This is a genomic window from Halorubrum halodurans, assembly GCF_002252985.1.
GTDB lineage: Archaea > Halobacteriota > Halobacteria > Halobacteriales > Haloferacaceae > Halorubrum > Halorubrum halodurans.
Genome location: NZ_NHPJ01000060.1, coordinates 1 through 25,769 on the forward strand (window position 1 = coordinate 1; position 25,769 = coordinate 25,769).

A 25,769-nucleotide genomic window follows, 5' to 3' on the forward strand; every position below is an offset into this window, starting at 1 on the left:
CCTGCCCGATCCCGACCTCGAGGCCGCCTTCGAGGCGGTCGTCTCGGACCCCACCGCCGCCAGCAAGCGCTGGGTGTACCGGCAGTACGACCACGAGGTCGGGACGCGGACCGCGATGAAGCCCGGCGACGACGCCGCGATCCTCGCGATGCGCGAGGCGGCCGCGGGCGCGACCGCGGACGACCCGGAGCCGGTCGACGACGGAACCGGTGCGGCCGAGACCGCCGCGGACCGCGTCGACGGTACGACGGGTTCGACCGGCGTCGGCCTCGCGCTCTCCTCGGGCGCGAACCCCCGCTGGACGACCGTCGCGCCCTACGACGGGGCGCGTGCGGTCGCGCTCGAGAACGCGACGAACCTCGCGGCGAAGGGGGCGACCCCGCTCGCCGCGGTCGACTGTCTCAACGGCGGCAACCCGGAGAAGCCGGACGTGTACGGCGGCTTCGAGGCGATCGTCGACGGGCTGGCGGACGCGTGTGCCGCCCTCGACGCGCCGGTCGTCGGCGGCAACGTCTCGCTGTACAACGACAGCGTCGAGGGACCGATCCCGCCGACGCCGACGCTCGCGCTGCTCGGCACGCGCGCGGGCTACGACGCCCCGCCGGCCCGACTGGACGGCGACGTCGCGGGCGACTCTGAACTCCTCGTCGTCGGCCACGCGGGCGACGCGCTCGGCGGGTCGGCGTACCTCGCGGCGGCGGGCGGATCTGACCGGTTCCCGGCGCTGCCGGAGGAGCCGGCGGCCGTCGTCTCGTCGCTCGCGGCGGTCGCACGCCACGAGGGCACCCTCGCGAGCCACGACGCCAGCGACGGCGGGCTCGCGGTCGCGCTCGCCGAGCTCGTCGACGACGACGCGGGCGCGGACGTGTCTCTCCCGGACCACACGGCGGCGTTCGAGGAGACGCCGGGTCGGATCGTCGTCCAGACGACCGATCCCGGCGCGGTCGCCGACCTAGCCGGCGACCTCCCCGTCTTCCGGCTCGGGGACGTGACGACGGACGGCACGCTGTCGCTGTCGGTCGGCGAGGAGTCGATCGCGGTCGACGCCGACGCGGTTCGGGAGCTCCGCGGCGTGATCGAGCGCGAACTCGCCTGAGACGGCCCCGCTCGCGCCGCCGCGAGCGCTTCGCATCCGCCGATCGGTCGCCCCTTCCGAGCGCCGCCGCGAACGACACGCTTTTAGGTTCTCCTAAAATATATGGCCACAACCACCGGACGCCGCTTCGATCGGCGTCCGAACGCACATGGCTCACTCACAAGGCACGGACTCACGACAGGCGACGGATCGCGCGGGCGGCGCGTCGACCGCCTCGGCAGGGACGGACCGGTCCGCCGCGGAGGCCCCGTCGGACGGGTCGGACCCCGGCGACGGGGCAGATACCGTGTTGACGCTCTCGGACGTCTCGAAGGAGTTCGGCCCCGAGCGCGCCGTCGACGAGGTCTCCCTTGAGGTCCGCTCGGGGGAACTGCTCACCTTCCTCGGTCCCTCGGGCTGCGGGAAGACCACCACCCTCCGGATGATCGCGGGCCTCGAGGAACCGACGACGGGCTCGATCGCGCTCGCCGGCGAGACGGTCGCGGACGCCGACGCCGGGACCGCCTTCGTCGAGCCCGAGCGCCGCGACGTGGGGATCGTCTTCCAGAACTTCGCGCTCTTCCCGCACCTCACCGTCCGCGAGAACATCGCGTTCGGGCTGGAGGTCGACGGGGCGGACGCCGACGCCCGCGTCGACGAGCTGCTCGACCTCGTCGAGATGACCGAGCACGGCGAGAAGACGCCCGACCAGCTCTCCGGCGGCCAGAAACAGCGCGTCGCGCTGGCGCGCTCGCTCGCGCCCGAGCCCGACGTCCTCCTCCTCGACGAGCCGTTCTCGAACCTCGACGTGCGCCTGCGCGTCGAGATGCGCGAGGAGGTGCGCCGCATCCTGAAGGCTGCGGGCGTCACCGCCGTCTCCGTCACCCACGACCAGGAGGAGGCGCTCTCCATCTCCGACCGCGTCGCCGTGATGAACGACGGCTCCATCGAGCAGGTGGGCCGCCCCGAGACCGTCTTCGAGCGGCCCGAGTCGAAGTTCGTCGCCTCCTTCCTCGGCCGAGCCTCCTTCCTCGAGGGGAGCCTCCGGGAGGGCCAGGTCGAGACCGGCGTCGGCCGGTTCAACGCCGCCACGCTGGAGGGGTACGATACGACCTACGACGGCGCGCCCGTCGACGTGCTCGTCCGCCCCGACGACCTGCGGGCGACGCCCGCCGACGAGGACGTCGCCGACGGCGTCGTGGTCTCCAGACAGTACGTCGGTCCCTCGTTCATCTACCGGGTCGAACTCGACTCCGGCGAGGCGGTTCACTGCCTCCACAACCACGTCGAGGAGTTCGAGCTCGACCAGCCGGTGAGCATCGACCTCATCGCCGACCACCCGCTGGCGTGGTACCCGCGGTAGCCGGTCGACGCGACGGTTCTCGAGGGCCGGCTCTCGGCGTCTAGATCAGCAGCGCCGGCAGCACGTACGCGACGAGCAGCCCGAGGAGCGTGACGGCCGCGCCGATGCCGACCTCGCGGCCCCCGAACTCCTGCATCGGGGCGGTCACGCGCTTCTCCGGGTCGGGTTCGTGGGAGTGGTCGTCCATGCCCGAGGGTGTGCCCGCCGGATACAAAAACGCACCTGAACGGGCGCGTGACCCGCACCGATCCGAACGCGACTTATCCGCCGACCGTCTGGATCGGTCATGGACGTGTACGAGCTGGGCGAGGGCCCGGCGGAAGTCGCGGTCGTCGCGGCGATCCACGGCGACGAGCCCTGCGGGGTTCACGCGGTCGAGCGGCTCGTCGCCGAGGAGCCCGACGTCGAGCGGACGGTGAAGCTGATCGTCGCGAACGAGGAGGCGCTCGCGGCGGAGACTCGCTACCTCGAGGCCGACCTCAACCGCGCGTTTCCGGGCGATCCGGACGCCGACGCCCACGAGGAGCGGCTCGCCCACCGGCTCCGGTCGGAGCTCGTCGGCTGTACCACTCTCGCCATCCACTCGACGCAGTCGTACGCCGAGCCGTTCGCCGTCGTCGACTCGATGGACGAGGTGGCCCGCGCGGTCGCGCCGCACCTCCCGGTCGACGCCGTCATCCAGACCGACGCCTTCACCGAGGGCCGGCTGATCGAACACCCGCACACCATCGAGATCGAGGCGGGACTCCAGGGGTCGGAGGACGCGGCCGACAACGCCTACTGGATCACGCGTGCGTTCCTCGCGGCGACCGGCGCGCTGCCGGCGCCCGGCTCCGACGACGTGATAGACGCGGGCGGCCGCGAGCAGGTCCCCGTCTTCCGGCTCCGCGACCGGATCCCCAAGCCCGACGCCGAGGAGTACGAGGTGTTCGCGCACAACTTCGAGCGCGTCGAGGCCGGCGACCGGTTCGCGACCGCCGACGGCGAGCCGCTTCGCGCCGAGGAGCCCTTCTACCCCGTGTTGCTGTCGGCGTACGGCTACCGCGACCAGTTCGGGTACGTCGCCGAGCGGGTCGGCGCGATAGAGTAGATCGGCCGCCGATCGGGGCCTACTCGACGAGCTCGATCGTGTCGTCGCCGTTCGGCACCGCACAGAGGAACGCGCCGTCCTCGTCGCCCTCGTTCCGGTACCAGTGGTCGACGCCCGCGGGGATCAGGAGCGAGTCGCCCGCCTTCACCGTGTGCTCCTCCTCGCCGATCCCGACGACGTACTCGCCCGCGAGGACGTGTTGTTCGTGTTCGACCGCGTTGGTGTGTCGCGGGACCTCGCTGCCGGCGGCGAGCTCGAACCGCCGGATCGCGAAGTTCGGCGCGCCGTCGGACTCGTCGAGGAGGACGCCCTTCCGGAGCCCCTCGGCCGCGTCGACGGCCTCGTAGACGACGTCGCTCGCGCGTTTGACGACCGGTTCCGGGTCGGCGTGGGTCGGTCCGCTCATGTCGGGTCGATCGTCGGGAGCCGGTATAAATGGATTTATTGTGGTACGAAAGACCATGATCGACGTATGCAAGAGAACGTACCTCACGCCGGCCGCGGCGAGGCGGGCGGGGAGACGATCCCGCACTGGCACGACCCGGAGGGCGAGGCGATGACCATCGTCGAGGGCGAGGACGCGACGGTGTACGACGACGAGGGCGCCGCGTACCTCGACTTCGTCTCGCAGCTCTACTGTACGAACGCCGGTCACAGCAACGAGGCCATCACGGACGCGATGACCGCCCAAATGGAGCGGATCCCCTACGTCTCCTCGGCGAAGGGGAACGACGTCCGCGACGCGCTGGCCGCGGACCTGGCGGAGATCGCGCCCGGATCGCTCTCGGAGGTGTACTTCTCGATATCGGGGAGCGAGGCGAACGAGTCGGCCGCACAGATAGCGCGGACGGTCCAGGACGCTCCGAAGGTGCTGACGCGGTGGCAGTCCTATCACGGCGGGACCGCCGGCGCGGGCGCGCTCACCGGCGACCCGAGCACGCGGTCGACCGTCGGCCGCTATGCCGCGACGACCGGGTCGGGGAAGTTCCTGCCGCCCCTGCCGACGGCGTTCGACGCCGACTCCCCGGCGGACCTCGCGAAGCAGGCCGCGGACCACGTGGAGTTCGTGATCCGGAACGAGGGGGCCGACTCCGTCGCCGCGATCATGATGGAGCCGGTCGGCGGATCGAGCGGCGGCTATCCCGCGCCGCCGGGCTACTTCGACCGGCTCCGTGCCATCTGTGACGAGTACGACGTGTTGTTGATCGCGGACGAGGTGATCACGGGGTTCGGCCGCTGTGGCGACTGGTTCGGCATCGACACCGAGGACGTCGAACCCGACATGATCACGTTCGCGAAGGGGGTCACGAGCGCGTACGCCCCGTTGGCCGGCGTGATCGCCGACGACTGGATCGGCGAGGCCGTCCGCGAGGAGGGGTACGACCTGGGACAGACGTTCGCCGGGCACCCCGTGGCCTGTGCCGCCGGCCGCGCCGCGATCGAGGAGTACGAGTCACACCTCATCGACGACGTTCGGGAGCTGGCGCCGGTGCTCGAGTCCCGCCTGACGGAGCTGGCGGACGCACACGACGCGGTCGAGACCGTGCGCGGCCGCGGATTCCTCTGGAGCGTCGTCTTCGCCGACCCCGAAACGGGCGAGCCCTTCGTCCACCCGTGGGCCGCCGACGCCGACGAGGCGGAGGAGAACCCGGTCGCGGCGGTCCGGGAGGCGGCTGCGGAGAAGGGGGTCCTCTTCGGCAGCGGCCGGCCGGACGTACAGATACTCATCTCGCCGCCGCTCTGTACCACCCGCGAGGAGATCGAACGCGGCATCGCCGCCCTCGACGAGGCGATCGAGGAGACGTTCGAGTAGCGGCCCGTCGCTCGGCTTCCGCCGACCCGGCGGGATCGACCGACGACCGCCCCACGGTCAACAGTTAAACGGCCGCCCGATCAACACGGGAGCATGCGTGGACTCCGGATCGGGACCGTCGTCGGCATTCCGGTCAGACTCAACTGGACGTTCCTGATCGTGTTGCCGCTCTTCGCCTACCTCATCGGCTCGGAAGTGGAGACGATCGCCGGCGTGATGAACGAGACGCTGGGTGCCGGCATCGACACGGCCGCGGTCGGAGCCGGGGCCACCCCGTGGCTGCTCGGGCTGGCGGCCGTGGTGGGGCTGTTCGGCGGCGTCCTCCTCCACGAGTTCGGCCACTCGCTCGTCGCGATGCGGTACGGCTACGAGATCGAGTCGATCACGCTGTGGCTGCTCGGCGGGCTCGCGAACTTCGCGGAGTTCCCCGAGGACTGGCGACACGAGTTCTGGATCGCGGTCGCGGGTCCGATCGTCAGCCTCGGCGTCGGCGCGGTCTGTTACGGCGTGTTCGTGCTCGCGCCCGCGAGCGCGAACGCCCTGCTCTTCGTGTTCAGCTACCTCGCGGTGTTGAACGTCGTCCTCGCCGGGTTCAACATGCTCCCGGCGTTCCCGATGGACGGCGGGCGCGTCCTCCGGGCGCTGCTCGCGCGCAACCAGCCGCACGCGCAGGCGACCCAGCGCGCGGCCGCGATCGGCAAGATATTCGCGTTCCTGATGGGCGTCTTCGGCCTGCTGACGTTCCAACTGCTGCTCATCGTGCTCGCCTTCTTCATCTACATGGCGGCCTCCGGCGAGGCCCAGCAGACGACGCTGAAGGCGGTCTTCGAGGGCGTCACGGTCGCGGACGTGATGACGCCCCGCGATCGGCTCCACACGGTGACCGAGACCACCTCCGTCGCCGACCTGATGAGCCGGATGTTCGAGGAGCGACACACCGGCTATCCGGTGATGGACGGCGGGACCCTCGTCGGCATGGTCACGCTGGAGGACGCCCGCGAGATCCGGGAGGTCGAACGCGACGCCTACCGCGTCGAGGACGTGATGGAGACGGACGTCGCCTCCGTCACCGCGGGCACGGACGCGATGAGCGCCCTCCAGGTGATGCAGGAGCACGGCGTGGGACGACTCCCCGTCCTCGACGCGAACGGGGAGCTGGTGGGGCTCATCTCGCGGTCCGACCTGATGACCGCGTTCAACATCATCCAGACCGGCGGCACGCCGAGCGTGATCACCGGCCGGCGCGCCGAGGAGGACGGGCGGATCCTCTGACGGGGTCGTCCCCCGGCCGGCTCAGTCGTCCGCGGAGCCGACCGGCGTCGACGTCGACGTCCCGTCCGCGCTCTCGCCGTCGCCGCCCTCGCCGTCGCCAAGCTCCGAGAGCCGGTCGAGCGCGTCGACCATCGCGACGACGCTCGCGCGCGTGATGTCGGCGTCCGACGCCGAGACCGACACGGAGCGGTCGCCGCGCGAGAGGTCGACCGCGACCGTGACGACGGCGTCCGTGCCGCCGGTGATCGCGTCGACGTGATACGAGTCGAGCTCGAAGGAGACGGCGTCGACGCCGCCGCTCTCGTCGGCGAGCGCGGCGCGAACCGCCTCGAGGCCGGCGTCGACCGGCCCGGAGCCGGTCCCCGAGGCGACCCGCTCCTCGTCGCCGACGCGGAGCCGCACCGAGGCGGTCGGCAGGTTGCCGCCGGAGGTCGCGGAGAGGTCGACCAACTCCACGTGGCGGTCGCGCTCGCGACCCTGGACGTCCTCGGTGATCGCCAAGAGATCCGCGTCGGTGACGCGTTTCCCGCGGTCGCCGAGTTCCTTGACCCGCGAGACGACCTCCCGGAGCTCGTCCTCGTCGACGTCGACGCCGTGGTCGGCGAGCGCGGCCGCGACGCCCGCGCGCCCGGCGTGTTTGCCCAACACGAGCCGGCGCTCGCGGCCGACCGTCTCCGGCGGGTACGGCTCGTACATCGTGCCGTCCTTCAGCGTGCCGTCGGTGTGGATCCCGGACTCGTGGGCGAACGCGTTCGCGCCACACACCGCCTTGTTGGGCGGGACGGCGACGCCGGTCACCTCCGAGACGCGCCGGCAGAGCCGATAGAGGCGCTCCACCTCTATCGTCTCCACGTCGTAACAGCGGTCGAGCGCGATCGCGACCTCCTCCAGGGCCACGTTGCCGGCGCGCTCGCCGACGCCGAGGACGGTGCCGTGGACCGTGTCCGCGCCCGCCTTCAGGCCCGCGTGGACGTTCGTCACGCCGAACCCGAGGTCGTCGTGGGTGTGGAGGCTCGTCGGCCCCAGATCGGCGAGCCGGGAGACGACCTCGGCGGTCCGCTCCGGGCCGGCCGCGCCGACGGTGTCACAGTAGCAGACGCGGTCCGCGCCCGCGTCGAGGCCGGCACCCATGAGCCGCTCGAGGTACTCGAGGTCGGCCCGCGAGCCGTCCTCGCCGAGCACCTCGACCCAGAGGTCGTGCTCTTTGGCGTACTCGACCAGCTCGACGGTGGTCTCGACGACCTCCTCGCGGCTCGAGCCCACCTTCGTCTCGACGTGTTTGTCCGAGGCGGGCACGACGAGGTTGACGCCGTCGACGCCGCAGTCGAGCGCGCGGTCGATGTCCGACCGGACGCCGCGCGCGAAGCTGGTGACGGTGGCGTCGAGGCCCCCGCGGGCGACGCGGCGGATCCCCTCGCGTTCGCCCTCCGAGGTACACGCCGAGCCGGCCTCGATCACGTGGACGCCCGCGGCGTCGAGCTCGCGGGCGACGTCGACCTTGTCCGCGGGCGTGAGCGAGACGCCGGGCATCTGCTCGCCGTCGCGCAGCGTCGTGTCCAGTAGCTGTACCTCCTCGAGGTCGGTGAGTGGGTTCGGGTTCAAAAGGGTCTCCGTGGTCCGCGTCGGTGTCGGTCGGTCGGTTCCGCCGTCGGAAACGAGAACGGGCGGGTCGGCGTTCGGCGCGTCGGCTGACGCGGCGTCTGCCGCGGCGTGATCGTTACTGTCGGCGAATTTCACGGCCAGCCGCCGCGAGGCGACTTGCTCTATCCTCCGAACGACCACGAGTGTCTCGTGTCATTCGTACCCGTGCGGACGGCCCTCAGGGTAATAAAACGGACGGTTCGCGTCCGAACTCGCCGATCGATCGTCGGCTTCCCCCGGTAGTTCGGTGACGATCCCTCACCGATCATCCCAGAAGCGACCGGAGCGTTCGGCGGCGGGTCCCGCACCGATCGCGGTACTCGCAGGACGTACACCGGCCGTCGTCGACGCGGGCCGGCGGACCGTCGATCGCGCGCACGGCCCGCAGCGCCCGGCGGTACGCCGCCTTCCGGCGGGTCGTGAGCCGGACCTCACGGACGACGCCGACGGCGGGATACTCGAGGATCGCCCGCGGGACGGGGCGTTCCCGCTCCCACGCGAGCGCCTTGGCGGCCGCGACCGCCCGGACCGACTGGGGCTCCCAGACGCCCGACTCGGGCGGCTCGCCCGGCGAGCAGAGGACGGGGACCGGCGGGCCGCCGTCGACGCCCGCCAGCAGCTTGTGGACGACCCCGTGACACTCGCGTCCCGAGAGGAACGTCCGCGTCTCGGCGGGGTCGACGAGCCCGCCGTACAGGTCTCGCTCGCGGAGCCGCGAGAGGTTCCGACGGTACGCTGCCGGCTCGCGCCGGATCGGGAGCCGCCGGAGGACGGCGTCGGGGGCGTCGACCAGCTCCGGGTAGCGGTAGGCCAGATCGATCCGGTCGTGGACCTCCGCCGGGAGGCTCCGGTCGTCCTCGCGGCGGCGGTAGTAGAGCTGGCGGGGGCAGTACGCCGCGGCCGCGAGGTCGCTGAAGGGGGTCACGGGAGGGATCGCCGCGATATCGTATATAAGGAGTCGGTGGATCCGGACGGATCCGGAGAGCGGAGTTCATCGGGGGCCATACGTTATCATCGATAGCGGTGGCGCGCCTCCGAGTGCCCCTTCGGGGCACGAGGAGCCCGCGAGGGACGCCGCGAGCGCGTGGAACGCGCGAGCAGCGAGGCTGGGGAGGCGTGAGGTGCGGGGCGGTCGCGGTCGGGTGGGACTCAACGGGGCAGTCGCGAGGACGAAGACGCGTGACGTAAGCACCGCAACGAGCGCATCGAGTCCTCGCGACTGGGGCTTTGGAGGTGTTTTTCCCAGTCGCGTTCACCGCGCCAGCAACGACGTACGTCCGAGCGACTGGGGCTTCGAGACCGACCCCCGCTTCGCTGTCGGGTCAACGAATCGGACGCGACACGTGATTCACGATCTACAGCGACACGTCGGTCTCGATGTCCTCGGTCGCCTCCCGGAGCCCGTCCTCGCGGGCGGTCGCGGCGTGGGCGTCCTCGATGTCGGCGTCGGTGAGGAGCGCGCGGAACTCGTCGCGGAAGCGGTCGTTCACGCGCGTGGACGCGAGGTCGGCGCGGGCGACGGGGACGAACTCGCGAACCGTCTCGACGTCGGCCTCCAACTCCGCCGCGGCCGCCTCGACCGAGCGGTCGGCCGCCAGCAGGCGCTTCAGCGCCGCGTACTCGAAGGGAGCGTCGCGGTCCGCGTCGGCGACGAGGTGGAGGTCGAGGCGGGCGTCGCGAACCGCGCGGGCGTCGACCGCCGATCCGGAGCCGCCGACGACGTCGGCGATCGCCGCGTCGTCCTCGCCGTCGAAGAAGCCGGCAGCGACGCGTTCGTACTGGGCGTCGTCGAGGTCGGAATCAAACCCGTACCGCTCGCGCATCGTCGCGACGAGCGCCGCGACCCGGTCGGCGACCGCGTCGTCGTCGCGGTCGAGGAGGCTTCCCGGCGGCTCCTCCTGTCGGTCGGTCACCGTCTCCGAGCCGGTGGCGTCGACGAAGAGGTCCCGAAGCTCCTCGGTCTTCTCGTCCATACCCTCGGAGGAAGGCGTCGAGACGGAAAAAACGTGTCGGCGGGATCCGCGGCTCGGACGGGGAGGCCGGCGCGGAGGCGACGCCGACCCGCGTTCGTAAACCACCATTCTCAAATGAGTTTACGAGAGACGAGGGTCCATGTCGACCCGAACCGAGTCAGTCGATCTCGTCGGCGACGAGGCGGCGACCAACCTCGCGCGCGCCGCGCTGTTCGCCGCGCTCGTCGGCGCGTTCGCGTACGTCACCTTCCCGAACCCGGTCTCGCCGGTCTCCGTGACGCTCCAGGTGCTCGGCGTCTTCCTCGCCGGGATCTACCTGGGTCCGGCGTGGGGGCCGGCCGCGCTCGTGTGCTATCTGGCCGCGGGCGCGCTCGGCGCGCCGGTGTTCGAGGGCGGCTCCGCGGGCGTCGGCCAGCTCCTCGGCCAGTCGGCCGGCTACCTCTGGTCGTACCCGCTGGCGGCGGGCGTCGTGGGCGCAGTCGTCCACCGCGGCACCGCCCTCCGCGACCCCGCGTCCGCCGGGCTCGCGACGCTCGTCGGTGCGATGGTCCTCGGGACCGCCGTCATCTACGCGCTCGGGGTCGCCGGCCTCGCGCTCGTGCTCTCGCTCGGTCCCGTCGAAGCGGTGACGGTGGGCGCCGTCGCGTTCCTCCCCGCGGAGGCGCTGAAGATCGCCGCCGCGGTCGGGATCGTCCGCTCGGACGCGATCGCGGCCGCCTGACCCGTGATCGCCCTCGAGAACGTCACGTGTCGGTACGAGGGCCGCGATCGCGGCGACGACGAGAGCGAAGCCGACGAGCACGGAGCCGACGGCGGCGGGACCGTCGCCGTCGACGACGTCACCCTCTCGATCCCCGACGGCGAGTTCCTCGTCGTCGCCGGCGCGAACGGGTCGGGCAAGACGACGCTCGTCCGCACGGTCAACGGGCTCGTGCGGCCGGAGTCGGGGACCGTCTCGGTGAACGGAACGCCCGTCGAGGAGGACCTCGTCGCCGCGCGCGCCGCGATCGGGATGGTGTTTCAGGACCCCCGCGACCAGTTGGTGGCCGCGACCGTCGGCGGCGACGTGGCCTTCGGCCCGGAGAACCTCGGACTCTCCCACGCCGAGATCGACCGACGGGTTTCGGCCGCGCTCGAGGCGGTGAACATGGCCGGCCGCGAGGACGATCGGATCGCGACGCTGTCCGGCGGCGAGCGCGAGCGCGTCGCGATCGCCGGCGCGCTCGCGATGGAGCCCGACCACCTCGTCTGTGACGAGCCGTTCGTCGGGCTCGACGAGCCGGCACGCGAGTCGGTTCTCGCCCGCCTGCGCGACCTCCACGCGGCGGGGACCGGCGTCGTCGTCGTCACCCACGACCTCCGGGATCTGTGGGGGATCGCCGACCGCGTCGTCGGCCTCGCCGACGGGCGAGTCGTCGTCGACGGGCCGCCGGACGCGGCCCTCCCGGACCTCGCCGGACTCGGCGTGCGGGTGCCCGAGGCGTTCGACGCCGCCGGCGACGCGGAGGGATCGACCGAGCCGTGACGCTCGCGTACGTTCCGGGCGACTCGCTCGCCCACCGGCTCGACCCCCGGACGAAGCTGCTCGTCCAGGCCGGCTTCGCCGCGGCCGCCTACGCGCACACGACGCCGCGAGGGTTGGCGGCGCTCACGCTCCTCGCCGGCGGCTGTCTGTGGGCCGCCGACGGCGACCTCGCCGACCTGTGGGCGTACCGGGTCGCGTTCCCCGTCCTCTTCTTCGCCCCCCTCGTCGCCGGCGCGACGCTCGGGTCGCCCTGGTTCCGGCCGGCCCGCGCCGCGACGACGGCGCTCGCGAGCTATCGCGTCCTCCTCCTGCTCGTCGTCGCCGCGGCCTACGTGCGGTCGACCCCGGTTCGCGACTCGCGGGCGGCGATCCAGCGGACCGTGCCGGGGCGTCCCGGCGCGTTCCTCGGGGCCGGGGTCGCGCTCGTGTTCCGCTTCCTCCCGCTGCTCCGGCGCGACCTGGCGGCCGCGCGCGAGGCGGTTCGCGCCCGCGGCGGCGACCGGCTTCCCGTCCGCGAGCGGATGCGTCTGGTCGCGGTCGCCGGGACGAACCGGGCGCTCGGCCGGGCTGACCGGCTGGGGACCGCGCTGGCCGCCCGGTGTTTCGCGTGGAACCCGACGCTCCCGCGACTGGCGTTCGGGGCGGCGGACTACCCCGCGATCGCGCTCGGCGTCGGGCTGTTCGCGTTCGCGGCCACGGCGGCGTGAGCGGCGGCGGCGACCCGGTCGCCCCGCGTGGCAAGTTTTAACCCGAACGTATGCCCCTGATAGATCATGACTGCGCTGCAGGCGGCCACCCGCGAGACGTTCTGGACCATCGGTCCGGTCGGGAAGGCCGCGTTCTACTGGCTCGCCGCGGTGGCGGTCCTCGCGTTCGGCTACGGCGTCTACGCCCGGTTCGCGGCGTACGCACGAGGGCGCGAGGACCCGCGTGACCGACTCTCGAACCTCCCCGGCCGCGTCGTCTCGGCGACGCGGACCGTCCTCTCGAACGAGAACCAGTTCGACGGCGACCTGTACGCCGGGGTGATGCACACGTTCGTGCTCTGGGGGTTCCTCGTGTTGCTCGTCGCCACGACGATCCTCGGGATCGACATCGACCTCTACCGCCCGCTCGCCGGCGAGTCCTTCTGGGTCGGCGACTTCTACCTGGTGTACCAGTTCGCCGTCGACGCGTTCGGCCTGCTGTTCGTCGTGGGCGTCGGGATGGCGATGTACCGGCGCTACCGCGAGCGCGACGGACGACTGTGGGGCAAACACACCTCGCTCGAGGACGACGCGTTCGTCTGGACCCTGTTCCTCCTCGGCGTCGGCGGCTTCGTCCTCCAGGCGATCGGGATCGTCGGCCAGCCCGCACGCGCGGACGAGACCGTGAGCTTCGTCGGCATGGCGATGGCCGCGGGGCTCGAGGCGATGGGGCTGACGACCGCCGGCGCCGAGGCGGTGTACGGCGTCGTCTGGTGGAGCCACTCGCTTCTCGCCTTCGCGTTCATCGCGTGGATCCCGTACGCGAAGCCGTTCCACATGATCTCCTCGTTCGCGAACGTCGTCGTCCGCGACGAGACGGCCGGCGCGCGGCTGCCGAACGTCCCCGCCGACCTCGACCACACGAACGCCGAGTCGCTCGAGGACTTCACCTGGAAGGAGCTGCTGGACGGCGACGCCTGTACCAAGTGCGGCCGGTGTACCGACGCCTGCCCGGCCGACACGGTCGGACGGAACCTGGACCCCCGCGACGTGATCCTGGACCTGAAGGCGTACCGCGAGTCGGTGGTCGACGATCCGGTGGCGGGGAGACGCGACGACGGAACCGTCGCGACCGACGGCGGCGTGGCGAGTTCCGCCGCCGGCGACGGCGGCACCGTCCCCATCGTCGCCGACGAGGGCGGGGTCATCGCCAGCGAGTCGATGGAGTCGTGTATGTCCTGTATGGCGTGTATGGACGCCTGCCCCGTCGACATCGAGCACCTCACCTCCTTCACCCGCATGAACCGCCAGCTGGTCGACGAGGGCGCGGTCGACTCGAACCTCCAGGACGTCTTCCAGGACGTGATGCAGAAGGGGAACACCTTCGGCGAGTCGCAGTCGACGCGGGGCGACTGGACCGACGACCTCGCGTTCGACGTCGACGACGCCCGCGAGACCGAGGTGGAGTACCTCTGGTACGTGGGCGACTACCCGAGCTTCGACGACCGGAACAAGCGGGTCGCCCGCTCGCTCGCCCGGCTGTTCGAGGAGGCCGGCGTCGAGTTCGGGATCCTCTTCGACGACGAGAGGAACGACGGCAACGACGTCCGGCGGATCGGCGAGGAGTTCCTCTACCTCGAGCTGGCCGGCCACCACGTCGAGACGTTCGCCGACTGCGAGTTCGAGACGATCGTCTGTACGGACCCGCACTCGTACAACACGATGAAAAACGAGTACCCCGAGGTCGACTTCGCGGAGTTCGCCGACGACCCGATGATGCCGTTCGAGCGCGAGGAGCCGTGGAACGCCGACGGCGAGATCGACGTGCGCCACTGGACGCAGGTCGTCGAGGAGCTCGTGGCGGACGGCCGGCTCGACCTCTCGGGCGACGAGCTCGACTACACCGTCACCTACCACGACCCCTGTCACCTCGGGCGGTACAACGACGAGTACGAGGCCCCCCGCGAACTGATCCGCGCGACCGGCGCCGACCTCCACGAGATGCCTCGCTCGCGGTCGGACTCCTTCTGTTGTGGCGGCGGCGGCGGCGGCCTCTGGACCGAACACGACGAGGAGGTCAAACCGAGCGAGGAGCGGCTCCGCGAGGCGCTCGAGGACACCGACGCGGGCGATGCCGTCGAGAAGTTCGTCGTCGCCTGTCCGATGTGTACGACCATGTTCGAGGACGGCCGGAAGACGGGCGGGTTCGAAGAGGCGGTGGAGATCGTCGACGTGGCGGAGCTGCTGATCGAGGCGGTGGAGGCGACGAACTGACGGGAACCGGGCGATCGGGGTCGGCGCGTCAGGCGCGGCGCGGGGCCGAATCGACCGCGTCGTCGGTCCGGCGGAGCAGCGCCCGGCCGGGCGCGCGGTCACGAACGGGGGCGTCGCCGAGGTAGTCGACGAGGGCGTCCCGGAGCAGCGCCGTTCCGTCCGCGTCGAGCGCCTCTCCACGTTCGATGTCGGCGATCGGGCGGCGGTACGGAGCGGCGTCCCCGCCGGCGTCGACGGCGCGCTCGCAGGCGTCGAGCAGCGCCGCGTGCGCGACCCACGCCTCCTCGCGGGAGAGGGCTAAGTCGGCCGCGTCGGTTCTCCGAGAGGGCATTCACCTGGGTTCTCCAGAGGGAGGGTCTTAAAAGTATGCCCGAGTTCGATGGTTTAAGACTCGCCGGACGAAAGCGCCCGGTATGGTGCGGGATCCGTCGCGCGATGAGGACCCACCCGACCCCGCGGAGGTGCTCGACGCGCTGGCCGACGAGGCCGCTCGACGGATCGTCGTGGCGCTCGCGGAACCGAAGACGGCGAGCGAACTGTCAGAGGAGTGTGACGTCCCGCTCTCGACGACGTACCGGAAGCTCGAGAAGCTCACCGACGCCTCCCTCCTGAACGAGTCGACCGACATCCGGCGCGACGGCCAGCACACGACGCGGTACAGCGTCGCGTTCGAGGAGGTGGCCGTCTCGATCGACGAGGACGGCGGACGCGAGCTGACCGTCGAGTTCGAGCGGCCGGAACCGACGCGCGACGAACGGCTTGCCGACCTGTGGTCGGAGCTTCGTGAGGAAACATGACAACGCACATCGATCTGACGATAATCGTGGCAAAGACCGCCATCCTCGTGTTGGGTGGCTCGATCACCTACTACGCGCTCCGGGCGTTCGATCGCACCGGCGACCGCTCGCTGCGGGCGCTCGGGATCGGCTTCGGCGTGGTGACCGTCGGCGCGCTGGTCGGCGGGGTCTCCCACCAGATCATCGGCGCGGACCTCGCGGTGGGGATCGCGATCGACAGCCTGCTGACGGCCGCCGGCTTCGCGGTGATCGTCTACTCGCTGTACGTCGAGTGAGCCGCGGGCGCGGACCGGCCGACCACGCCCACCGACGACGAACGGTAGCCTTTTGCGGGGCTCACGCGTGGTATCGGACAGATGAGTGAGGCCCCACGCGAGGAGCTCTCCCGCCGGATAGCCGGCGAGATCACGCTCAGCGACGACCCCGGAGCGACGCTCCGGAAGTGGCGGACCGACTTCGACGTCTCCCAGACGGAGCTCGCCGACCAGCTCGGGGTCTCCTCGTCCGTGATATCCGACTACGAGAGCGGCCGCCGCGAGAGTCCCGGCATCGGCGTCGTCCGCCGGACCGTCGAGGGGTTACTCGACATCGACGAGCGGCGCGGCGGCGGCCGGCTCCGCCAGTACGCCCGCGTCCTCTCGGCGGGGTTCGAGAGCGACATCGTCCACGACCTCCGGGAGTACGCGACCGCGGTGCCGCTCGAGGACTTCTACGAGGCGATGGGCGCGACGGAGGTCGTCCGCGGCGACCGCGACCGCGTCAACGGCCACACCGTGATCGATTCCATCCAGGCGATCACGCGGCTGTCGAGCGAGGAGTTCTACCGGCTGTACGGCCAGTCGACAAACCGCGCGCTGGTGTTCACGCGGGTCACCCGCGGGGAGTCGCCGCTCGTCGCGATGCGGGTCGTGAGTCCGACCCCGAACGCCGTCGTGCTCCACGGGATCGACGCCGACGACCTCTGGGAGCACGCCGGCGACCTCGCCCGCGTCGACGGCTTCTCGCTCGCGACCTCCACGCGCGACCTGGACGCGTGTCTGGCGGACCTGCGGGAGCTGTGACCGTGGCGGGACGCGGAGCGACGCGACCGCGACGCTGAAACCGTTGGCCCGTCTCGGTCCGACCATGGACGACCAGGGATACGCCGACCGGCTCGCCGCCAACCGCGAGGAGAAGGACGAGTTCTTCGCCGAACACCCGCAGTCGCCGATCCCGCCGGAGCACCGCGAGGGGTTCGACGGGCTCGAGTACTTCCCGCCGGACCCCGACTACCGCGTCGAGGCGACCGTGACCGTCCACGACGAGCCCGAGCCCGTCGAGATGGAGACGACCGCGAGCAACCCGGTCCGCTACCTCCGGGTCGTGACCTTCGCCTTCGAGATCGACGGCGAGGAACACGCGCTCGCCGGCTACCGTCAGGAGGGCGAAGAGGGGGAACTATTCGTCCCGTTCCGCGACAAGACCACGGGCCAGCAGACGTACTACCAGGGGCGCTACATGGAGCTGGACCCGGCCGAGGAGCTCGCGGACGGCGACGCCGTCGTGATCGACTTCAATCTCGCGTACAACCCCTTCTGTGCGTACAGCGAGACGTTCGCGTGCCCGCTGCCGCCGGAGGAGAACTGGCTGGAGACCGTGGTCCCCGCGGGCGAGAAGGCACCCGATCTGGGGTAGCCCGGTCGGCTTCGGAGCGCTCCCCCACGCCGGCGCGCGCCGCCGAGCGCCCGGTGGGGCGCGAGGAGCCCGCGCGAGGGAGGTCGAGGGGACCCGCCGGCGGGTCCGGCGGGTCACCGAGGCCGAGGCTGGGGAGGCGTGAGGCGCGGTCGGGAGGGCGGACGGTCACGGTGCGTTCGCGGTGCGTTCGCCGATCCGGGCGGTCCCGACGCGTCCGGCGAGCCGAGCCGCTTCAGGTCCCTCCCTCGAACCGCTCGATCGCCCGGTCGGCCCCCACGGAGAGGAACCCGATGTCCGTTCCGGCGATCAGGTAGTCGTAGCCCGCCTCCATCCACCGGTCGATCAGCTCGTCGCTCGTCGCCAGCGTCCCGACCGGGACCCCTGCGTCGTTCGCGGCGGCGACGGTCTCCTCGATCGCGTCCACGACCGCGGGGTGGTCGTACTCGCCGAACCGTCCGAACGACGCCGAGAGGTCGGCGGGCCCGACGAACAGCGCGTCGACCCCGGAAACGGCCGCGATCTCGCCGGCCGCCTCGACCGCACGCGGGGTCTCGATCTGGGCGATCACCGCGATGTCGTCGGCCCCGTGCCGGAGATATCCGTCGAGCCGCCGTCCGAAGTCCGAGGCCCGGCTGCCGGCGACCCCGCGCCGACCGCGGTGGCCGTCGGCGTCGACGCGGTCCGCCGGGTCGGGCGCCCCCGTCGTGTCGGTCGACGCCGACGCATCGTCTCCGCTCGCGCTCGCGGCCTGTGGCGGGTATCGGCACAGCTCGACGAGCTCGCGCGCGGCCGCCGGCGAGTCGATCTGCGGGGCCATGATCGCCGACGGCCCCGCGTCCAGCACGCGCTTGATCCGGGCCGCCTCGACGTCGGCGACGCGCACCAGCGCCTCCGTGTCGCCGGGGGCCGCCTCGATCGCCCGCAGCATGTTCTCGACGGACTCGACCGTGGCCGCCGAGTGCTCGGTGTCGACGGTCACGAAGTCGAAGTCGGCGGTCGCCAGCACCTCCGCGACGCCCGGCGAGGGCGTCGCACACCAGCCGCCGACCGGGCGCTCCCCCTCGACGAGCTTACGTTTCAGGTCCATACGCCACGTTCACGAACGGGATACAAAAACGCCGGTGCGGCGGCCATCGTCGGGGGGTACACCGCAGACCTGTGGCCGGCGACTCGACGATACGGAGAACACGAGGTGCCGACGCCGGCGTGAGGACCCGACTACAGGCGGCCGACGTTCTCGACGGCGACGGACTCGACGTCCTCGACGTCCGCGAAGGCCTCCTCGACGGCCTCGGTGCCGCCCGCGTCGTCGGGGACGATCACGGTCGGGAGCAGCGCGACGAGCCCGAACGCGACGTCGTCGCGCTCGAAGCCGCGGATGCGCGCACCCTGCGGGAGGGCCGCCTCGAGGTCGTCCTGAAGCTCGTCGAGGTCGACCTCGGGGCTGTTCGGCATGACCTTGATCTTGGCGGCGACGTCCCCCATCTCAGGGCCCCCGGAAGCCGCAGTCGTGACACTCGTACAGGTTGCTCTGCTTCCGGCACTTCGCGCACCGGTGGATCGTCGCGCCACAGTCCGGGCAGGAGAACCGCGCGGCGTTCATCCCGGACACCTGGATGCCACAGGAGACACACTGCTTCGTGCCCCGGCTTTCGGTATCGCTCATACCAGTTCTCACCGGCGCGTGACGTTTAACCGTTGTTCTTTGCCCTCGATCCGGGGCGTCCGTGGACGGAACGGGTGCCCGCGGCGGCGCCTCGACCCGACCACCCGCGGTCACCCGAGCATCAACGGCCCGATCAACACCCCCATCAGGTGGACGCGCCGCGCGCCGAGCCGCGGGGGTACCATCCCCAGCGCCGCCGCGACGACGAAGACGCCGACGCCGAAGGCGCCCGCGAACGCGTAGGAGACGCAGCCGAGCAGACAGAGGACGCCGACCGAGAGCCGGGTGTAGTCGACGTTCCCGACCACCCGGAGGTACGCGTCGCCGACGAGGAGGAGGAGCGCGAAGCCGCAGGCCGCCGCGGCGGCGCAGGCGACGAGGAGGATCGGCAGCGCGAGCGGCACCTCGGCGCGGTCGATCGCGACCGTGACGCCGGTCCGCGGCGTGCCGAGCGCCGCGAGCGCGAACAGCGCGAAGACGGTGTTGGCCGTGTTGGCCCCGCTCGTGGCGACGATGAACCCGCGGTCCGCCTCGCTTTCCGGGACCGCGGGCAGCGCCGCGACGCTCGCGATCGCCGCAGATATCCCCGGCACGTAGCCGACGACGGCGCCCGCGAGCGACCCGGCGGTCGCGCTGACGCCGAGGTCGCGTCTCCCCATCGTGATGCGGGCGTCGGACTGCGGCGGCACTCCCGCCCCGCCGAGCGCGTCGACGAGGACCGGGGCGCCGAACAGCCCGGCGAAGAGCGGGGCGAGCACCCCGCCCGCGTCCAGCGGGGCCGACGGGTCGACGTCGAGGGTGGCGACGCCGAGCGCCGCGCTCGCGAGGAGGGCGACCACCCCGCCGACCGCGGCCCGTTTCGACGACTCGGTGACGACGAGAAAGACCACGACCGCCCCGAGCAGGAGGGGGAGGTGCGCCCTGACGGTCGGGTACCCCCGCGCCATGACCCACGTGATCGGGACCGCGAACGGCACCGCCAGCGCGACCGCGAGCCCGGACCCGACCGCGGAGAGGCGGATGGCCTCGCGGCCGCGCCCGGCGACCACGAGCCGGTGGCCGGGCAGCGCGGCGACCGCGGTCGCGGCGTCGGGCACGCCGAGCGCGAGCGCGGGGACGATGTCGAGAAACGAGTGGACGACGCCCGCCCCGAGCATGGCGACGCCGACGAGCAGGGGATCGGCGGGGATCGAGGGCGCGAGCCCGGCGAGCAGCAGCGCGAAGTTGTTCGCGTGGAGTCCGGGAACCAGCCCGCTCACGGCCCCCAGAGCCGCCCCGCAGAACAGGAAGGCGAGCGCGGCTCCGGCGAAGGTCGGATCCAGCACCGGCCGGACGAGCGCGTCCATCCCGGCGAGGTGGCCGCGGCTTCGGGGATAAACGTGCGCCGACGCGTCGGGCTATCGGAACGGACGACGAGATCCGAGAATCAGGCCGAAGCGGCCGCCTGCGACTTCTTCTGGGTGATGTAGCCGGCGATGCGGTTGCGGACGCCCTTGGACTCGACGGTCGTCAGCGCGGAGACGCTCTCCTTGTTCGTCTCGAAGTCGGTGTTGAACGACTCCGGATACTGCTCCAGGAGGACGTTCGCGAGCTGTTTGATGTACTTGGGCTTGATGGCCATACCGAGCGATACCGGCGGACCGAACTAAAAGGGTTCGTTCCCGCACGAGCGGCTGTACGGGGGAACGACGCCCCCGTACCCCCGGAGACGTCTCACGGCGAGTCGTCCGAGTCGTTTGAACCATCCGAGTCGTCCGAATCGTCCGCGATCACGACCACGTCCGCGTCGCGTCCGCGTTCCGCCGCGGTCGCCCGCCAGCCGGTCGCCCCGTCGATCCGCGCGAACGCCTCGCGCTCCGCCGGACCGCCGCAGCGGTCGACGACGTCGGCGAAGTACCGCAGGCGGTCGAGCAGCTCCGCCGTGTCGTACGCGGGGATGTCGAGCCGCGAGGCGGCCACGGTCGCGTCGACGACCGCGCCGAACCCTCGGTTGATCGTGGGCACCCGCTCGGAGACGACCGCGCTCTCGACGGGGTCGAGCGCCCACGTCCGCACGGTGACGTCTCCCCGCGTCTCGGCGTCGACCTCGATCGCGTCGACCTCGACCCAGGCGTCCGCGTCCGGGAGGACGGGATCGGCCTCCTCGCGGACGGTGAGCGCCGCGTCGACGAACTCCCGAGGATCGGCGGTGAACTGGACCACGCCGCCGCCGCGCTCGGTGAAGTTCCGCCAGGTCCGGGTCCGGCCGTACGTCCGGGCGGTGACGGGGTCGTCCGGGCCGTCCGGCGCGTGGAGGCCGAGCGCGGCGACGTTCCACAGGTCGTTCGGACCGAGGGTGGCGACGACGGACTCCGTGACTCCCCGGAGATCGACCGGCCAGCCGTCCGGGCTCACGGCTCCGCCTCCCTCCCGTTTCTCGACGCTCCCGCTTCGCCCGTCTCCGCCCCGCGCCGGAGCGCGACGTACAGCGCCCCACAGGTGAGATCCGCCGTGGTCCCCGGATTGATCCCCCGCTCGAGAAACGACGCCGCGAGCGACTCGGCCGCCTCGAGGTCGATCCCGTGGACCGCGTCGGCGTCGGGCGGGGTGCCCTCGCGGGGAGCCGTCGGGTTCGCGTCCGTCGCCGGGTTCGCGTCCGTCGGGTTCGCGTCCGAGACGACCCCGCGCGCCTCCGCGCTCGCCTCGCGCGCGGTCGCCGGCCCGTGCGCCGTCGCGACGAGCGTGTCCGGCTCGGTCGCGAGCAGGCCGAGGAACGTCCTGGCGGCCCGGTCCGCCAGCGGCCCCTCGTCGGCGAGGATCCACTCGGCGGCGCGGAACGTCCGCGGGAACCCCTCGACCCACTCCTGGGCGTTGCGATCCGGGACGCGTTCGGCGTCATCCCCGACGTTCGCCGACGTCGCCATCACGTCGCGGAGGGTGAGCCCGCGGCCGCGGAGGTCCGGTTCGGCGTCGGCCCCCCGGCGCACGTCGAGAGCGGGCGCGTCGGCGGGCGGGTCGCCGACCGCGACGTCGACGCGTTCGAACCCGCGGTAGAACGCGACCGCGTCGTCGACGGTGGTCTCCCGAGCCACGCGGTCGACTCCCGAGGGGGAGAGGTCGCCGGTCCGGGTCGCCCGGAGGAGCGGAACGAGAAGCAGGAGACAGCCGAACTGCGTGTTCGTCCGCGCGCGCGCGGCCATGCCGGCGACCGCCCGCTCGAAGGCGTGGCCGACCGCCGCGCCGCGGGCCGCGCGCTCGAGGCCCTCGCGAGCCCCCACCGCGCCGCCGAGGAACGACTCGAACCGGAGGTCCGCGAGGTCGCGGCGCCGGTCGACGTTCCCCGGTTTCGGCGTCCCGGCGACCTCGAGCAGCAGCGCGAGGACAGCGTCGTCCGCGGGTGAACGCGTCGTCACCGTGACACCTCCCGCCCCCGCCCGTCGGATCGCTCGGTCAGGTCCCCGTCGCGCCACGCGGCGACCGCGTCCGCGACCCGCGAGAGGACCCGCGGGTCGTCGCTCGGCCGGCCGACGCTCACCGCGTCGGCCCCGTACGCCGCGTACTCCCGAACCGTCTCGCGACCCCTGACGCCGTTGTTGGCGACGACCCTCGGGGAGACGAGAGCCTCGGCGTCGGCGGGCGCGGACGCGTCCGCGCCCGCCGACCGCGCCGCCGCCGCGACCTCGGCGACTATCCCCTCCGAGTCCATCGCGTCGACGTGGATCCAGTCCGCGCCCGCCTCGGCGACCCCGCGGGCGACGGCGGCGAGGTCGACGCCTTCGACCTCCGTGCGGACCTTCACGCCCGTGTGTGCGCCCGCTCCGGCCGCGGCGGCGACGTAGTCGGCGAGGCGGTCGCGGTCCGCGAGCAACGCCTCCCCGCAGCCGGCCGCGCGGAGCTCCGGCTGCCGGCAGTGGGCGTTGATCTCACACACCGCTCCGTGATCGGCACAGACCGCGGCCGCCTCGCGGACGGGTTCGAGGGTCGCGCTCCGGACGTTGACGCCGAGTCGGACCGGCGCGTCGGCGAGCGATCCCAACTGCCGGTCGATCCACGCGATCGGGTCCTCGGGGAGGAACTCGGAGCGCCCGCGGGCGACGAGGTCGCGGGCGGCATCGCGGCTCGCCGGGTCGAGCGCGATGCCGCCCAGCACCGCGCAGTCGACGTGCTCGGCGGCCGCCCGCGCCCACGCCGCGTCCGACTCGCCGCTGAGGCTCGCGGCGACGAGGAACGGGTCGGCGGCCGCGGGGGCCGCCGGCGGAGACGACGGCGTCGGCGACGGGGCGGTCACGACGCCGCCTCCAGCGCCTCCAGCGCGCGATCACACGCGCGGGCGACGCGCTCGGCGTCGTCGGCGTCGTCGATCCGGGTGTCGGTTCGCTCGACGTGGCGGTCGGGATCGGTCGGGTCGGCGTCGTCGAGGACGAACGCGTCCGCGAACGGGTAGGCGTCGACGACCCCCGCGGTCGAGGGCTCGAGGCCGACGCCCGCCATCAGCTCCGCCGCGGGCCCGGAGAACACCCGGTCGCCGACGAACGGCGAGACCGCGACGACGGGCGTCGCCTCGAGCGCCGCCTCGATCTCGGGCATCGCGAGCATCGGGCCGATGCTCGTCACCGGGTTCGACGGTCCGATCACGACGGGGTCGGCGAGGGCGGCGCGGACCGCGTCGGTCGGCTCGGCCGCCTCCGCGCCGCGGAACTCCACGTCGGCGACGGCCGGCTCGCCGCGCCGGGCGACCCAGTACTCCTGGAAGTGGAGCGTCTCGCCATCGGTCGTGTGGACGAGCGTCGCGACCGGGTCGTCGGACATGGGGAGCAGATCGACGTCGAGATCGAAGGCGTCCGCCAGCACGGCGATGGCCTCGGTGAGCGTGTGGCCCTCGTCGAGCAGTCCGGTCCGCGTGAGGTGGACGGCGCGGTCGCGGTCGCCGATCTCCATGAACTCCGCGACGCCGGAGAAGCGTCGCCACCGGGAGAGCCGTCGACCGGCCGTCTGGGCGTCGTCGTCGAGGTAGCGCGGCCCGGACGCGAGCCCCGCCGCCTCCGCGAGCCGGGCTAACTCGTCGTGGGTCGCCGTGGTGTCGCCGTCGATCCCCCACCAGCGCTCGCGGTCGAGGACGTCGCCGCCCGCGAACAGCACGGTGTCGACGTCCGGGCAGACGAGGTGGCCGGCGAGCTCGACGTCGTCGCCCGTGTTGGCGACGACCGTCACGTCGTCGCGATCCCAGCGGGCGCTCGTGCCCTCGAGCAGCTTCGGCGTTCCCGTGCCGCCCGCGAGGAACGTGACCATACGCCCGCAAGGCGGGGGGCGGATTTGTATCCTCGGCTCCGCGGTCGGAGGCGGGCGGACCGCCGGCGCGGCCGCGAGGGTCCGGCCGGCGGTCGCCGTCGCCGACCAAACAACTAATCGGATGGGGACGCTCGTCCACGACGATGAGTGCCGGCGACCGCGCGCCAGCGGCCGAGCTCGGCCTGTTGGACGCGACGATGATCGGGATGGGGGCGATGATCGGTGCCGGCATCTTCGTGTTGACGGGGCTCGCGGCGGACATCGCCGGTCCGGCGGCGATCCTCGTGTTCATGTTCAACGGGGTCGTCACGGCGTTCACCGGCCTGTCGTACGCCGAGCTGGCCGCCTCGATCCCGAAGTCCGGCGGCGGGTACGCCTTCGTCCGCGAGACGTTCGACGACCTCCCCTCGTTTCTGATGGGGTGGATGCTCTGGTTCGCCTACATGATCGCGGGCGGGCTGTACGCGCTCGGGTTCGCCCCGAACTTCCTGGAGCTGTTACACGTCTACGGGCTCACCGCCGCGCCGGGCGAGGTCGGAGCCGTCGCGGTCCCGGCGGTGCCGGTGTCGATCCCGGCCTCCGTCGGGCTCGCGCTCGCCGCCGTGGGACTGCTCGTGACGGTCAACGCCGTCTCGACCGCCGCGAGCGGCAGCGCGGAGACCCTGTTCACCGCCGTCAAGGTCGCGATCCTCGTCGTCTTCGTCGCCTTCGGGTTCCTCTCGGCGGGCGGCGGCGGCGAGACGAGCTTCACGCTCCAGCAGTTCGACCCCCTGTTTCCGGAGGGCACCTCGGCGTTCGCGATCCTGCCGGCGATGGGACTGACCTTCATCGCCTTCGAGGGGTACGACCTCATCACGACCGTCACCGAGGAGGTCGAGAACCCCCGCGAGAACATTCCGCGTGCGATCTTCTACAGTCTGGGTGCCACGGTGGTCGTCTACGCGCTGGTCGTGGTCGTCGCCATCGGCACCCTCGGCGCGGACGGGCTCGCCGCGGCCGGCGAGGCGGGGATCGCGAAGGCCGCCACCTCGTTCATGCCCTCGGGACTGCCGATCATCCGCAACGGCGGGGCGCTCATCGTGTTCGGCGCGGTGTTCTCGACGCTGACGGCGCTGAACGCGGTCGTCATCGCCTCCTCGCGGGTCGCCTTCTCGATGGGACGGGAGGGGCAGCTCCTCCCGCGGTTCGGCCGCATTCACCACCGCTACGGGACGCCGTTCGTCGCCATCCTCGTGAGCGCGGTCGTGATGCTCGGGTCGGTCGTGCTCCCGACGGAGAGCGCGGGCAACGTCTCCAGCCTCTTCTTTCTCCTCTCGTTCGTCGTCGTCAACGCGGCCGTGATCAAGCTCCGACGGGAGCGGCCGAACATGCGGCGGCCGTACGAGATGCCGTACTACCCGATACCGTCCGTGTTGGGGATCGCGTTGAACCTCCTCCTCACCGGCGTCCTCGTGGTCTATCTGGTCCGAACCGATCCGCTGGCACTGGCGTTGAGCGTCGGCTGGATCCTCGCTGGCGTCCTCGCGTACTACGCCCTGCGCGCTCGCGGCGAGGGATCGACCCCGGAACGGCGGGGCGCTTCCGACGCGGAGCCTTCCGGCGCGGACGCTCCGACGGACACTTCTAATGCGGAGGGTGGCGTCGACTGACGC

At 72.1% G+C, this 25,769-nt stretch carries 29 protein-coding genes; 14 read left to right on the forward strand and 15 right to left on the reverse strand.

Features of this window, described 5'->3' with window-relative positions; genetic code table 11:
* Together DJ70_RS05670 and DJ70_RS05675 are read left to right on the forward strand one after the other, a co-directional pair.
* A partial coding sequence (locus DJ70_RS05670; protein ID WP_245810718.1) for an AIR synthase related protein occupies nucleotides 1–1,096 on the forward strand: 1,096 nt, incomplete at its 5' end.
* A gap of 148 nt (nucleotides 1,097–1,244) precedes the next feature.
* On the forward strand, nucleotides 1,245–2,438 hold the full coding sequence (locus tag DJ70_RS05675) for an ABC transporter ATP-binding protein (protein ID WP_094530949.1): 1,194 nt from the start codon (nucleotides 1,245–1,247) through the stop codon (nucleotides 2,436–2,438).
* A gap of 40 nt (nucleotides 2,439–2,478) precedes the next feature.
* On the opposite strand, the gene DJ70_RS17295 is transcribed toward DJ70_RS05675, so the two are convergent.
* Nucleotides 2,479–2,625: a DUF7550 family protein gene (locus DJ70_RS17295; protein ID WP_179233984.1), complete on the reverse strand. Its 147-nt coding sequence runs from the start codon at nucleotides 2,623–2,625 to the stop codon at nucleotides 2,479–2,481.
* A gap of 99 nt (nucleotides 2,626–2,724) precedes the next feature.
* Between DJ70_RS17295 and DJ70_RS05680 the strand changes: the two genes are divergently transcribed.
* Nucleotides 2,725–3,528, forward strand: a complete 804-nt coding sequence (locus DJ70_RS05680; RefSeq protein ID WP_094530951.1) for a succinylglutamate desuccinylase/aspartoacylase domain-containing protein — start codon at nucleotides 2,725–2,727, stop codon at nucleotides 3,526–3,528.
* A gap of 19 nt (nucleotides 3,529–3,547) precedes the next feature.
* Here DJ70_RS05680 and DJ70_RS05685 read toward each other — a convergent pair whose 3' ends face one another.
* Entirely contained in the window at nucleotides 3,548–3,934 is a 387-nt protein-coding gene (locus DJ70_RS05685) for a cupin domain-containing protein (protein ID WP_094530952.1), read from the reverse strand.
* A 66-nt stretch (nucleotides 3,935–4,000) separates the two neighbouring features.
* On the opposite strand from DJ70_RS05685, the gene DJ70_RS05690 reads away from it, so the two are divergent.
* Together DJ70_RS05690 and DJ70_RS05695 are read left to right on the forward strand one after the other, a co-directional pair.
* Complete coding sequence (locus tag DJ70_RS05690; RefSeq protein ID WP_094530954.1) at nucleotides 4,001–5,341, forward strand: aminotransferase family protein; 1,341 nt, start codon at nucleotides 4,001–4,003, stop codon at nucleotides 5,339–5,341.
* A 93-nt stretch (nucleotides 5,342–5,434) separates the two neighbouring features.
* Nucleotides 5,435–6,613, forward strand: a complete 1,179-nt coding sequence (locus DJ70_RS05695; RefSeq protein WP_094530956.1) for a CBS domain-containing protein — start codon at nucleotides 5,435–5,437, stop codon at nucleotides 6,611–6,613.
* A gap of 21 nt (nucleotides 6,614–6,634) precedes the next feature.
* Here DJ70_RS05695 and DJ70_RS05700 read toward each other — a convergent pair whose 3' ends face one another.
* The 3 genes from DJ70_RS05700 to DJ70_RS05710 form a co-directional block, all read right to left on the reverse strand.
* Nucleotides 6,635–8,215, reverse strand: a complete 1,581-nt coding sequence (locus tag DJ70_RS05700) for a (R)-citramalate synthase (protein WP_179233985.1) — start codon at nucleotides 8,213–8,215, stop codon at nucleotides 6,635–6,637.
* A 304-nt stretch (nucleotides 8,216–8,519) separates the two neighbouring features.
* Nucleotides 8,520–9,179: a CRISPR-associated protein Cas4 gene (locus tag DJ70_RS05705; RefSeq protein ID WP_094530959.1), complete on the reverse strand. Its 660-nt coding sequence runs from the start codon at nucleotides 9,177–9,179 to the stop codon at nucleotides 8,520–8,522.
* 430 nt (nucleotides 9,180–9,609) lie between these two features.
* Nucleotides 9,610–10,227, reverse strand: a complete 618-nt coding sequence (locus DJ70_RS05710; RefSeq protein ID WP_094530960.1) for a hypothetical protein — start codon at nucleotides 10,225–10,227, stop codon at nucleotides 9,610–9,612.
* Nucleotides 10,228–10,366: 139 nt separating this feature from the next.
* Here DJ70_RS05710 and DJ70_RS05715 point away from each other — a divergent pair, with 139 nt between their 5' ends.
* The 4 genes from DJ70_RS05715 to DJ70_RS05730 all read left to right on the forward strand — a co-directional run bounded on the left by DJ70_RS05715 (nucleotide 10,367) and on the right by DJ70_RS05730 (nucleotide 14,712).
* Nucleotides 10,367–10,948 carry a biotin transporter BioY gene (locus tag DJ70_RS05715; RefSeq protein WP_094530962.1) on the forward strand — a complete coding sequence of 194 codons (582 nt, stop codon included), beginning with the start codon at nucleotides 10,367–10,369 and terminating at the stop codon, nucleotides 10,946–10,948.
* Nucleotides 10,949–10,951: 3 nt separating this feature from the next.
* Nucleotides 10,952–11,752, forward strand: a complete 801-nt coding sequence (locus DJ70_RS05720) for an energy-coupling factor ABC transporter ATP-binding protein (protein WP_094530964.1) — start codon at nucleotides 10,952–10,954, stop codon at nucleotides 11,750–11,752.
* Complete coding sequence (locus DJ70_RS05725; protein ID WP_094530966.1) at nucleotides 11,749–12,459, forward strand: energy-coupling factor transporter transmembrane component T family protein; 711 nt, start codon at nucleotides 11,749–11,751, stop codon at nucleotides 12,457–12,459. Before DJ70_RS05720 ends, DJ70_RS05725 begins: the two co-directional genes overlap by 4 nt.
* 66 nt (nucleotides 12,460–12,525) lie before the next feature.
* Complete coding sequence (locus DJ70_RS05730; RefSeq protein WP_094530968.1) at nucleotides 12,526–14,712, forward strand: (Fe-S)-binding protein; 2,187 nt, start codon at nucleotides 12,526–12,528, stop codon at nucleotides 14,710–14,712.
* A 28-nt stretch (nucleotides 14,713–14,740) separates the two neighbouring features.
* Here the strand turns inward: DJ70_RS05730 and DJ70_RS05735 are convergent, their stop codons facing one another.
* Nucleotides 14,741–15,043 (reverse strand): DUF7853 family protein, encoded by a 303-nt coding sequence (locus DJ70_RS05735; RefSeq protein ID WP_094530970.1) that lies wholly within the window; start codon nucleotides 15,041–15,043, stop codon nucleotides 14,741–14,743.
* 82 nt (nucleotides 15,044–15,125) lie between these two features.
* Here DJ70_RS05735 and DJ70_RS05740 point away from each other — a divergent pair, with 82 nt between their 5' ends.
* The 4 genes from DJ70_RS05740 to DJ70_RS05755 all read left to right on the forward strand — a co-directional run bounded on the left by DJ70_RS05740 (nucleotide 15,126) and on the right by DJ70_RS05755 (nucleotide 17,183).
* A complete protein-coding gene (locus DJ70_RS05740; protein WP_094530972.1) occupies nucleotides 15,126–15,509 on the forward strand; it encodes an ArsR/SmtB family transcription factor in 384 nt (127 codons plus the stop codon).
* Nucleotides 15,506–15,784, forward strand: a complete 279-nt coding sequence (locus DJ70_RS05745; RefSeq protein ID WP_094530973.1) for a DUF7521 family protein — start codon at nucleotides 15,506–15,508, stop codon at nucleotides 15,782–15,784. The genes DJ70_RS05740 and DJ70_RS05745 overlap by 4 nt, the downstream gene beginning before the upstream one ends.
* Before the next feature lie 81 nt (nucleotides 15,785–15,865).
* Nucleotides 15,866–16,570 carry a helix-turn-helix domain-containing protein gene (locus DJ70_RS05750; protein ID WP_094530975.1) on the forward strand — a complete coding sequence of 235 codons (705 nt, stop codon included), beginning with the start codon at nucleotides 15,866–15,868 and terminating at the stop codon, nucleotides 16,568–16,570.
* A 64-nt stretch (nucleotides 16,571–16,634) separates the two neighbouring features.
* The gene (locus DJ70_RS05755) at nucleotides 16,635–17,183 is read left to right on the forward strand and encodes a DUF1684 domain-containing protein (protein ID WP_094530977.1); all 549 of its coding nucleotides are present in this window, start codon (nucleotides 16,635–16,637) and stop codon (nucleotides 17,181–17,183) included.
* Nucleotides 17,184–17,415: 232 nt separating this feature from the next.
* Here DJ70_RS05755 and DJ70_RS05760 read toward each other — a convergent pair whose 3' ends face one another.
* The 9 genes from DJ70_RS05760 to cofD form a co-directional block, all read right to left on the reverse strand.
* Entirely contained in the window at nucleotides 17,416–18,270 is an 855-nt protein-coding gene (locus tag DJ70_RS05760) for an HpcH/HpaI aldolase family protein (RefSeq protein WP_094530979.1), read from the reverse strand.
* 131 nt (nucleotides 18,271–18,401) lie between these two features.
* The gene (locus DJ70_RS05765) at nucleotides 18,402–18,668 is read right to left on the reverse strand and encodes an elongation factor 1-beta (RefSeq protein WP_094530981.1); all 267 of its coding nucleotides are present in this window, start codon (nucleotides 18,666–18,668) and stop codon (nucleotides 18,402–18,404) included.
* A 1-nt stretch (nucleotide 18,669) separates the two neighbouring features.
* Complete coding sequence (locus tag DJ70_RS05770) at nucleotides 18,670–18,849, reverse strand: HVO_2753 family zinc finger protein (RefSeq protein ID WP_066413427.1); 180 nt, start codon at nucleotides 18,847–18,849, stop codon at nucleotides 18,670–18,672.
* Between the two features lie 110 nt (nucleotides 18,850–18,959).
* Nucleotides 18,960–20,195 (reverse strand): tripartite tricarboxylate transporter permease, encoded by a 1,236-nt coding sequence (locus DJ70_RS05775; protein WP_094530983.1) that lies wholly within the window; start codon nucleotides 20,193–20,195, stop codon nucleotides 18,960–18,962.
* A gap of 80 nt (nucleotides 20,196–20,275) precedes the next feature.
* Nucleotides 20,276–20,470, reverse strand: coding sequence for a 30S ribosomal protein S17e (locus DJ70_RS05780; protein WP_066413442.1), 195 nt, complete (start codon nucleotides 20,468–20,470; stop codon nucleotides 20,276–20,278).
* Between the two features lie 92 nt (nucleotides 20,471–20,562).
* Nucleotides 20,563–21,243 carry a DUF447 domain-containing protein gene (locus DJ70_RS05785; RefSeq protein WP_094530984.1) on the reverse strand — a complete coding sequence of 227 codons (681 nt, stop codon included), beginning with the start codon at nucleotides 21,241–21,243 and terminating at the stop codon, nucleotides 20,563–20,565.
* Entirely contained in the window at nucleotides 21,240–22,241 is a 1,002-nt protein-coding gene (locus DJ70_RS05790; protein ID WP_245810720.1) for a triphosphoribosyl-dephospho-CoA synthase, read from the reverse strand. Before DJ70_RS05790 ends, DJ70_RS05785 begins: the two co-directional genes overlap by 4 nt.
* Nucleotides 22,238–23,116 (reverse strand): tRNA-dihydrouridine synthase, encoded by an 879-nt coding sequence (locus DJ70_RS05795; RefSeq protein WP_094530988.1) that lies wholly within the window; start codon nucleotides 23,114–23,116, stop codon nucleotides 22,238–22,240. The genes DJ70_RS05790 and DJ70_RS05795 overlap by 4 nt, the downstream gene beginning before the upstream one ends.
* Entirely contained in the window at nucleotides 23,113–24,117 is a 1,005-nt protein-coding gene (gene cofD, locus DJ70_RS05800) for a 2-phospho-L-lactate transferase (protein ID WP_094530990.1), read from the reverse strand. Before cofD ends, DJ70_RS05795 begins: the two co-directional genes overlap by 4 nt.
* 143 nt (nucleotides 24,118–24,260) lie before the next feature.
* Here cofD and DJ70_RS05805 point away from each other — a divergent pair, with 143 nt between their 5' ends.
* Nucleotides 24,261–25,766, forward strand: a complete 1,506-nt coding sequence (locus tag DJ70_RS05805; RefSeq protein ID WP_094530992.1) for an APC family permease — start codon at nucleotides 24,261–24,263, stop codon at nucleotides 25,764–25,766.
* The last annotated feature ends 3 nt before the right edge of the window (nucleotides 25,767–25,769 follow it).

What these genes read in the sequence shown, in the direction of transcription:
- DJ70_RS05765 (WP_094530981.1), bottom strand. Translation starts at nt 18,668, where the DNA reads ATGGGGGACGTCGCCGCCAAGATCAAGGTCATGCCGAACAGCCCCGAG.
- DJ70_RS05690 (WP_094530954.1), top strand. Translation starts at nt 4,001, where the DNA reads ATGCAAGAGAACGTACCTCACGCCGGCCGCGGCGAGGCGGGCGGGGAG.
- cofD (WP_094530990.1), bottom strand. Translation starts at nt 24,117, where the DNA reads ATGGTCACGTTCCTCGCGGGCGGCACGGGAACGCCGAAGCTGCTCGAG.
- DJ70_RS05760 (WP_094530979.1), bottom strand. Translation starts at nt 18,270, where the DNA reads ATGGACCTGAAACGTAAGCTCGTCGAGGGGGAGCGCCCGGTCGGCGGC.
- DJ70_RS05680 (WP_094530951.1), top strand. Translation starts at nt 2,725, where the DNA reads ATGGACGTGTACGAGCTGGGCGAGGGCCCGGCGGAAGTCGCGGTCGTC.
- DJ70_RS05745 (WP_094530973.1), top strand. Translation starts at nt 15,506, where the DNA reads ATGACAACGCACATCGATCTGACGATAATCGTGGCAAAGACCGCCATC.
- DJ70_RS05685 (WP_094530952.1), bottom strand. Translation starts at nt 3,934, where the DNA reads ATGAGCGGACCGACCCACGCCGACCCGGAACCGGTCGTCAAACGCGCG.
- DJ70_RS05735 (WP_094530970.1), bottom strand. Translation starts at nt 15,043, where the DNA reads ATGCCCTCTCGGAGAACCGACGCGGCCGACTTAGCCCTCTCCCGCGAG.
- DJ70_RS05695 (WP_094530956.1), top strand. Translation starts at nt 5,435, where the DNA reads ATGCGTGGACTCCGGATCGGGACCGTCGTCGGCATTCCGGTCAGACTC.
- DJ70_RS05805 (WP_094530992.1), top strand. Translation starts at nt 24,261, where the DNA reads ATGAGTGCCGGCGACCGCGCGCCAGCGGCCGAGCTCGGCCTGTTGGAC.
- DJ70_RS05740 (WP_094530972.1), top strand. Translation starts at nt 15,126, where the DNA reads ATGGTGCGGGATCCGTCGCGCGATGAGGACCCACCCGACCCCGCGGAG.
- DJ70_RS05780 (WP_066413442.1), bottom strand. Translation starts at nt 20,470, where the DNA reads ATGGCCATCAAGCCCAAGTACATCAAACAGCTCGCGAACGTCCTCCTG.
- DJ70_RS05750 (WP_094530975.1), top strand. Translation starts at nt 15,866, where the DNA reads ATGAGTGAGGCCCCACGCGAGGAGCTCTCCCGCCGGATAGCCGGCGAG.
- DJ70_RS05770 (WP_066413427.1), bottom strand. Translation starts at nt 18,849, where the DNA reads ATGAGCGATACCGAAAGCCGGGGCACGAAGCAGTGTGTCTCCTGTGGC.
- DJ70_RS05775 (WP_094530983.1), bottom strand. Translation starts at nt 20,195, where the DNA reads ATGGACGCGCTCGTCCGGCCGGTGCTGGATCCGACCTTCGCCGGAGCC.
- DJ70_RS05715 (WP_094530962.1), top strand. Translation starts at nt 10,367, where the DNA reads ATGTCGACCCGAACCGAGTCAGTCGATCTCGTCGGCGACGAGGCGGCG.
- DJ70_RS05710 (WP_094530960.1), bottom strand. Translation starts at nt 10,227, where the DNA reads ATGGACGAGAAGACCGAGGAGCTTCGGGACCTCTTCGTCGACGCCACC.
- DJ70_RS05675 (WP_094530949.1), top strand. Translation starts at nt 1,245, where the DNA reads ATGGCTCACTCACAAGGCACGGACTCACGACAGGCGACGGATCGCGCG.
- DJ70_RS17295 (WP_179233984.1), bottom strand. Translation starts at nt 2,625, where the DNA reads ATGGACGACCACTCCCACGAACCCGACCCGGAGAAGCGCGTGACCGCC.
- DJ70_RS05755 (WP_094530977.1), top strand. Translation starts at nt 16,635, where the DNA reads ATGGACGACCAGGGATACGCCGACCGGCTCGCCGCCAACCGCGAGGAG.
- DJ70_RS05730 (WP_094530968.1), top strand. Translation starts at nt 12,526, where the DNA reads ATGACTGCGCTGCAGGCGGCCACCCGCGAGACGTTCTGGACCATCGGT.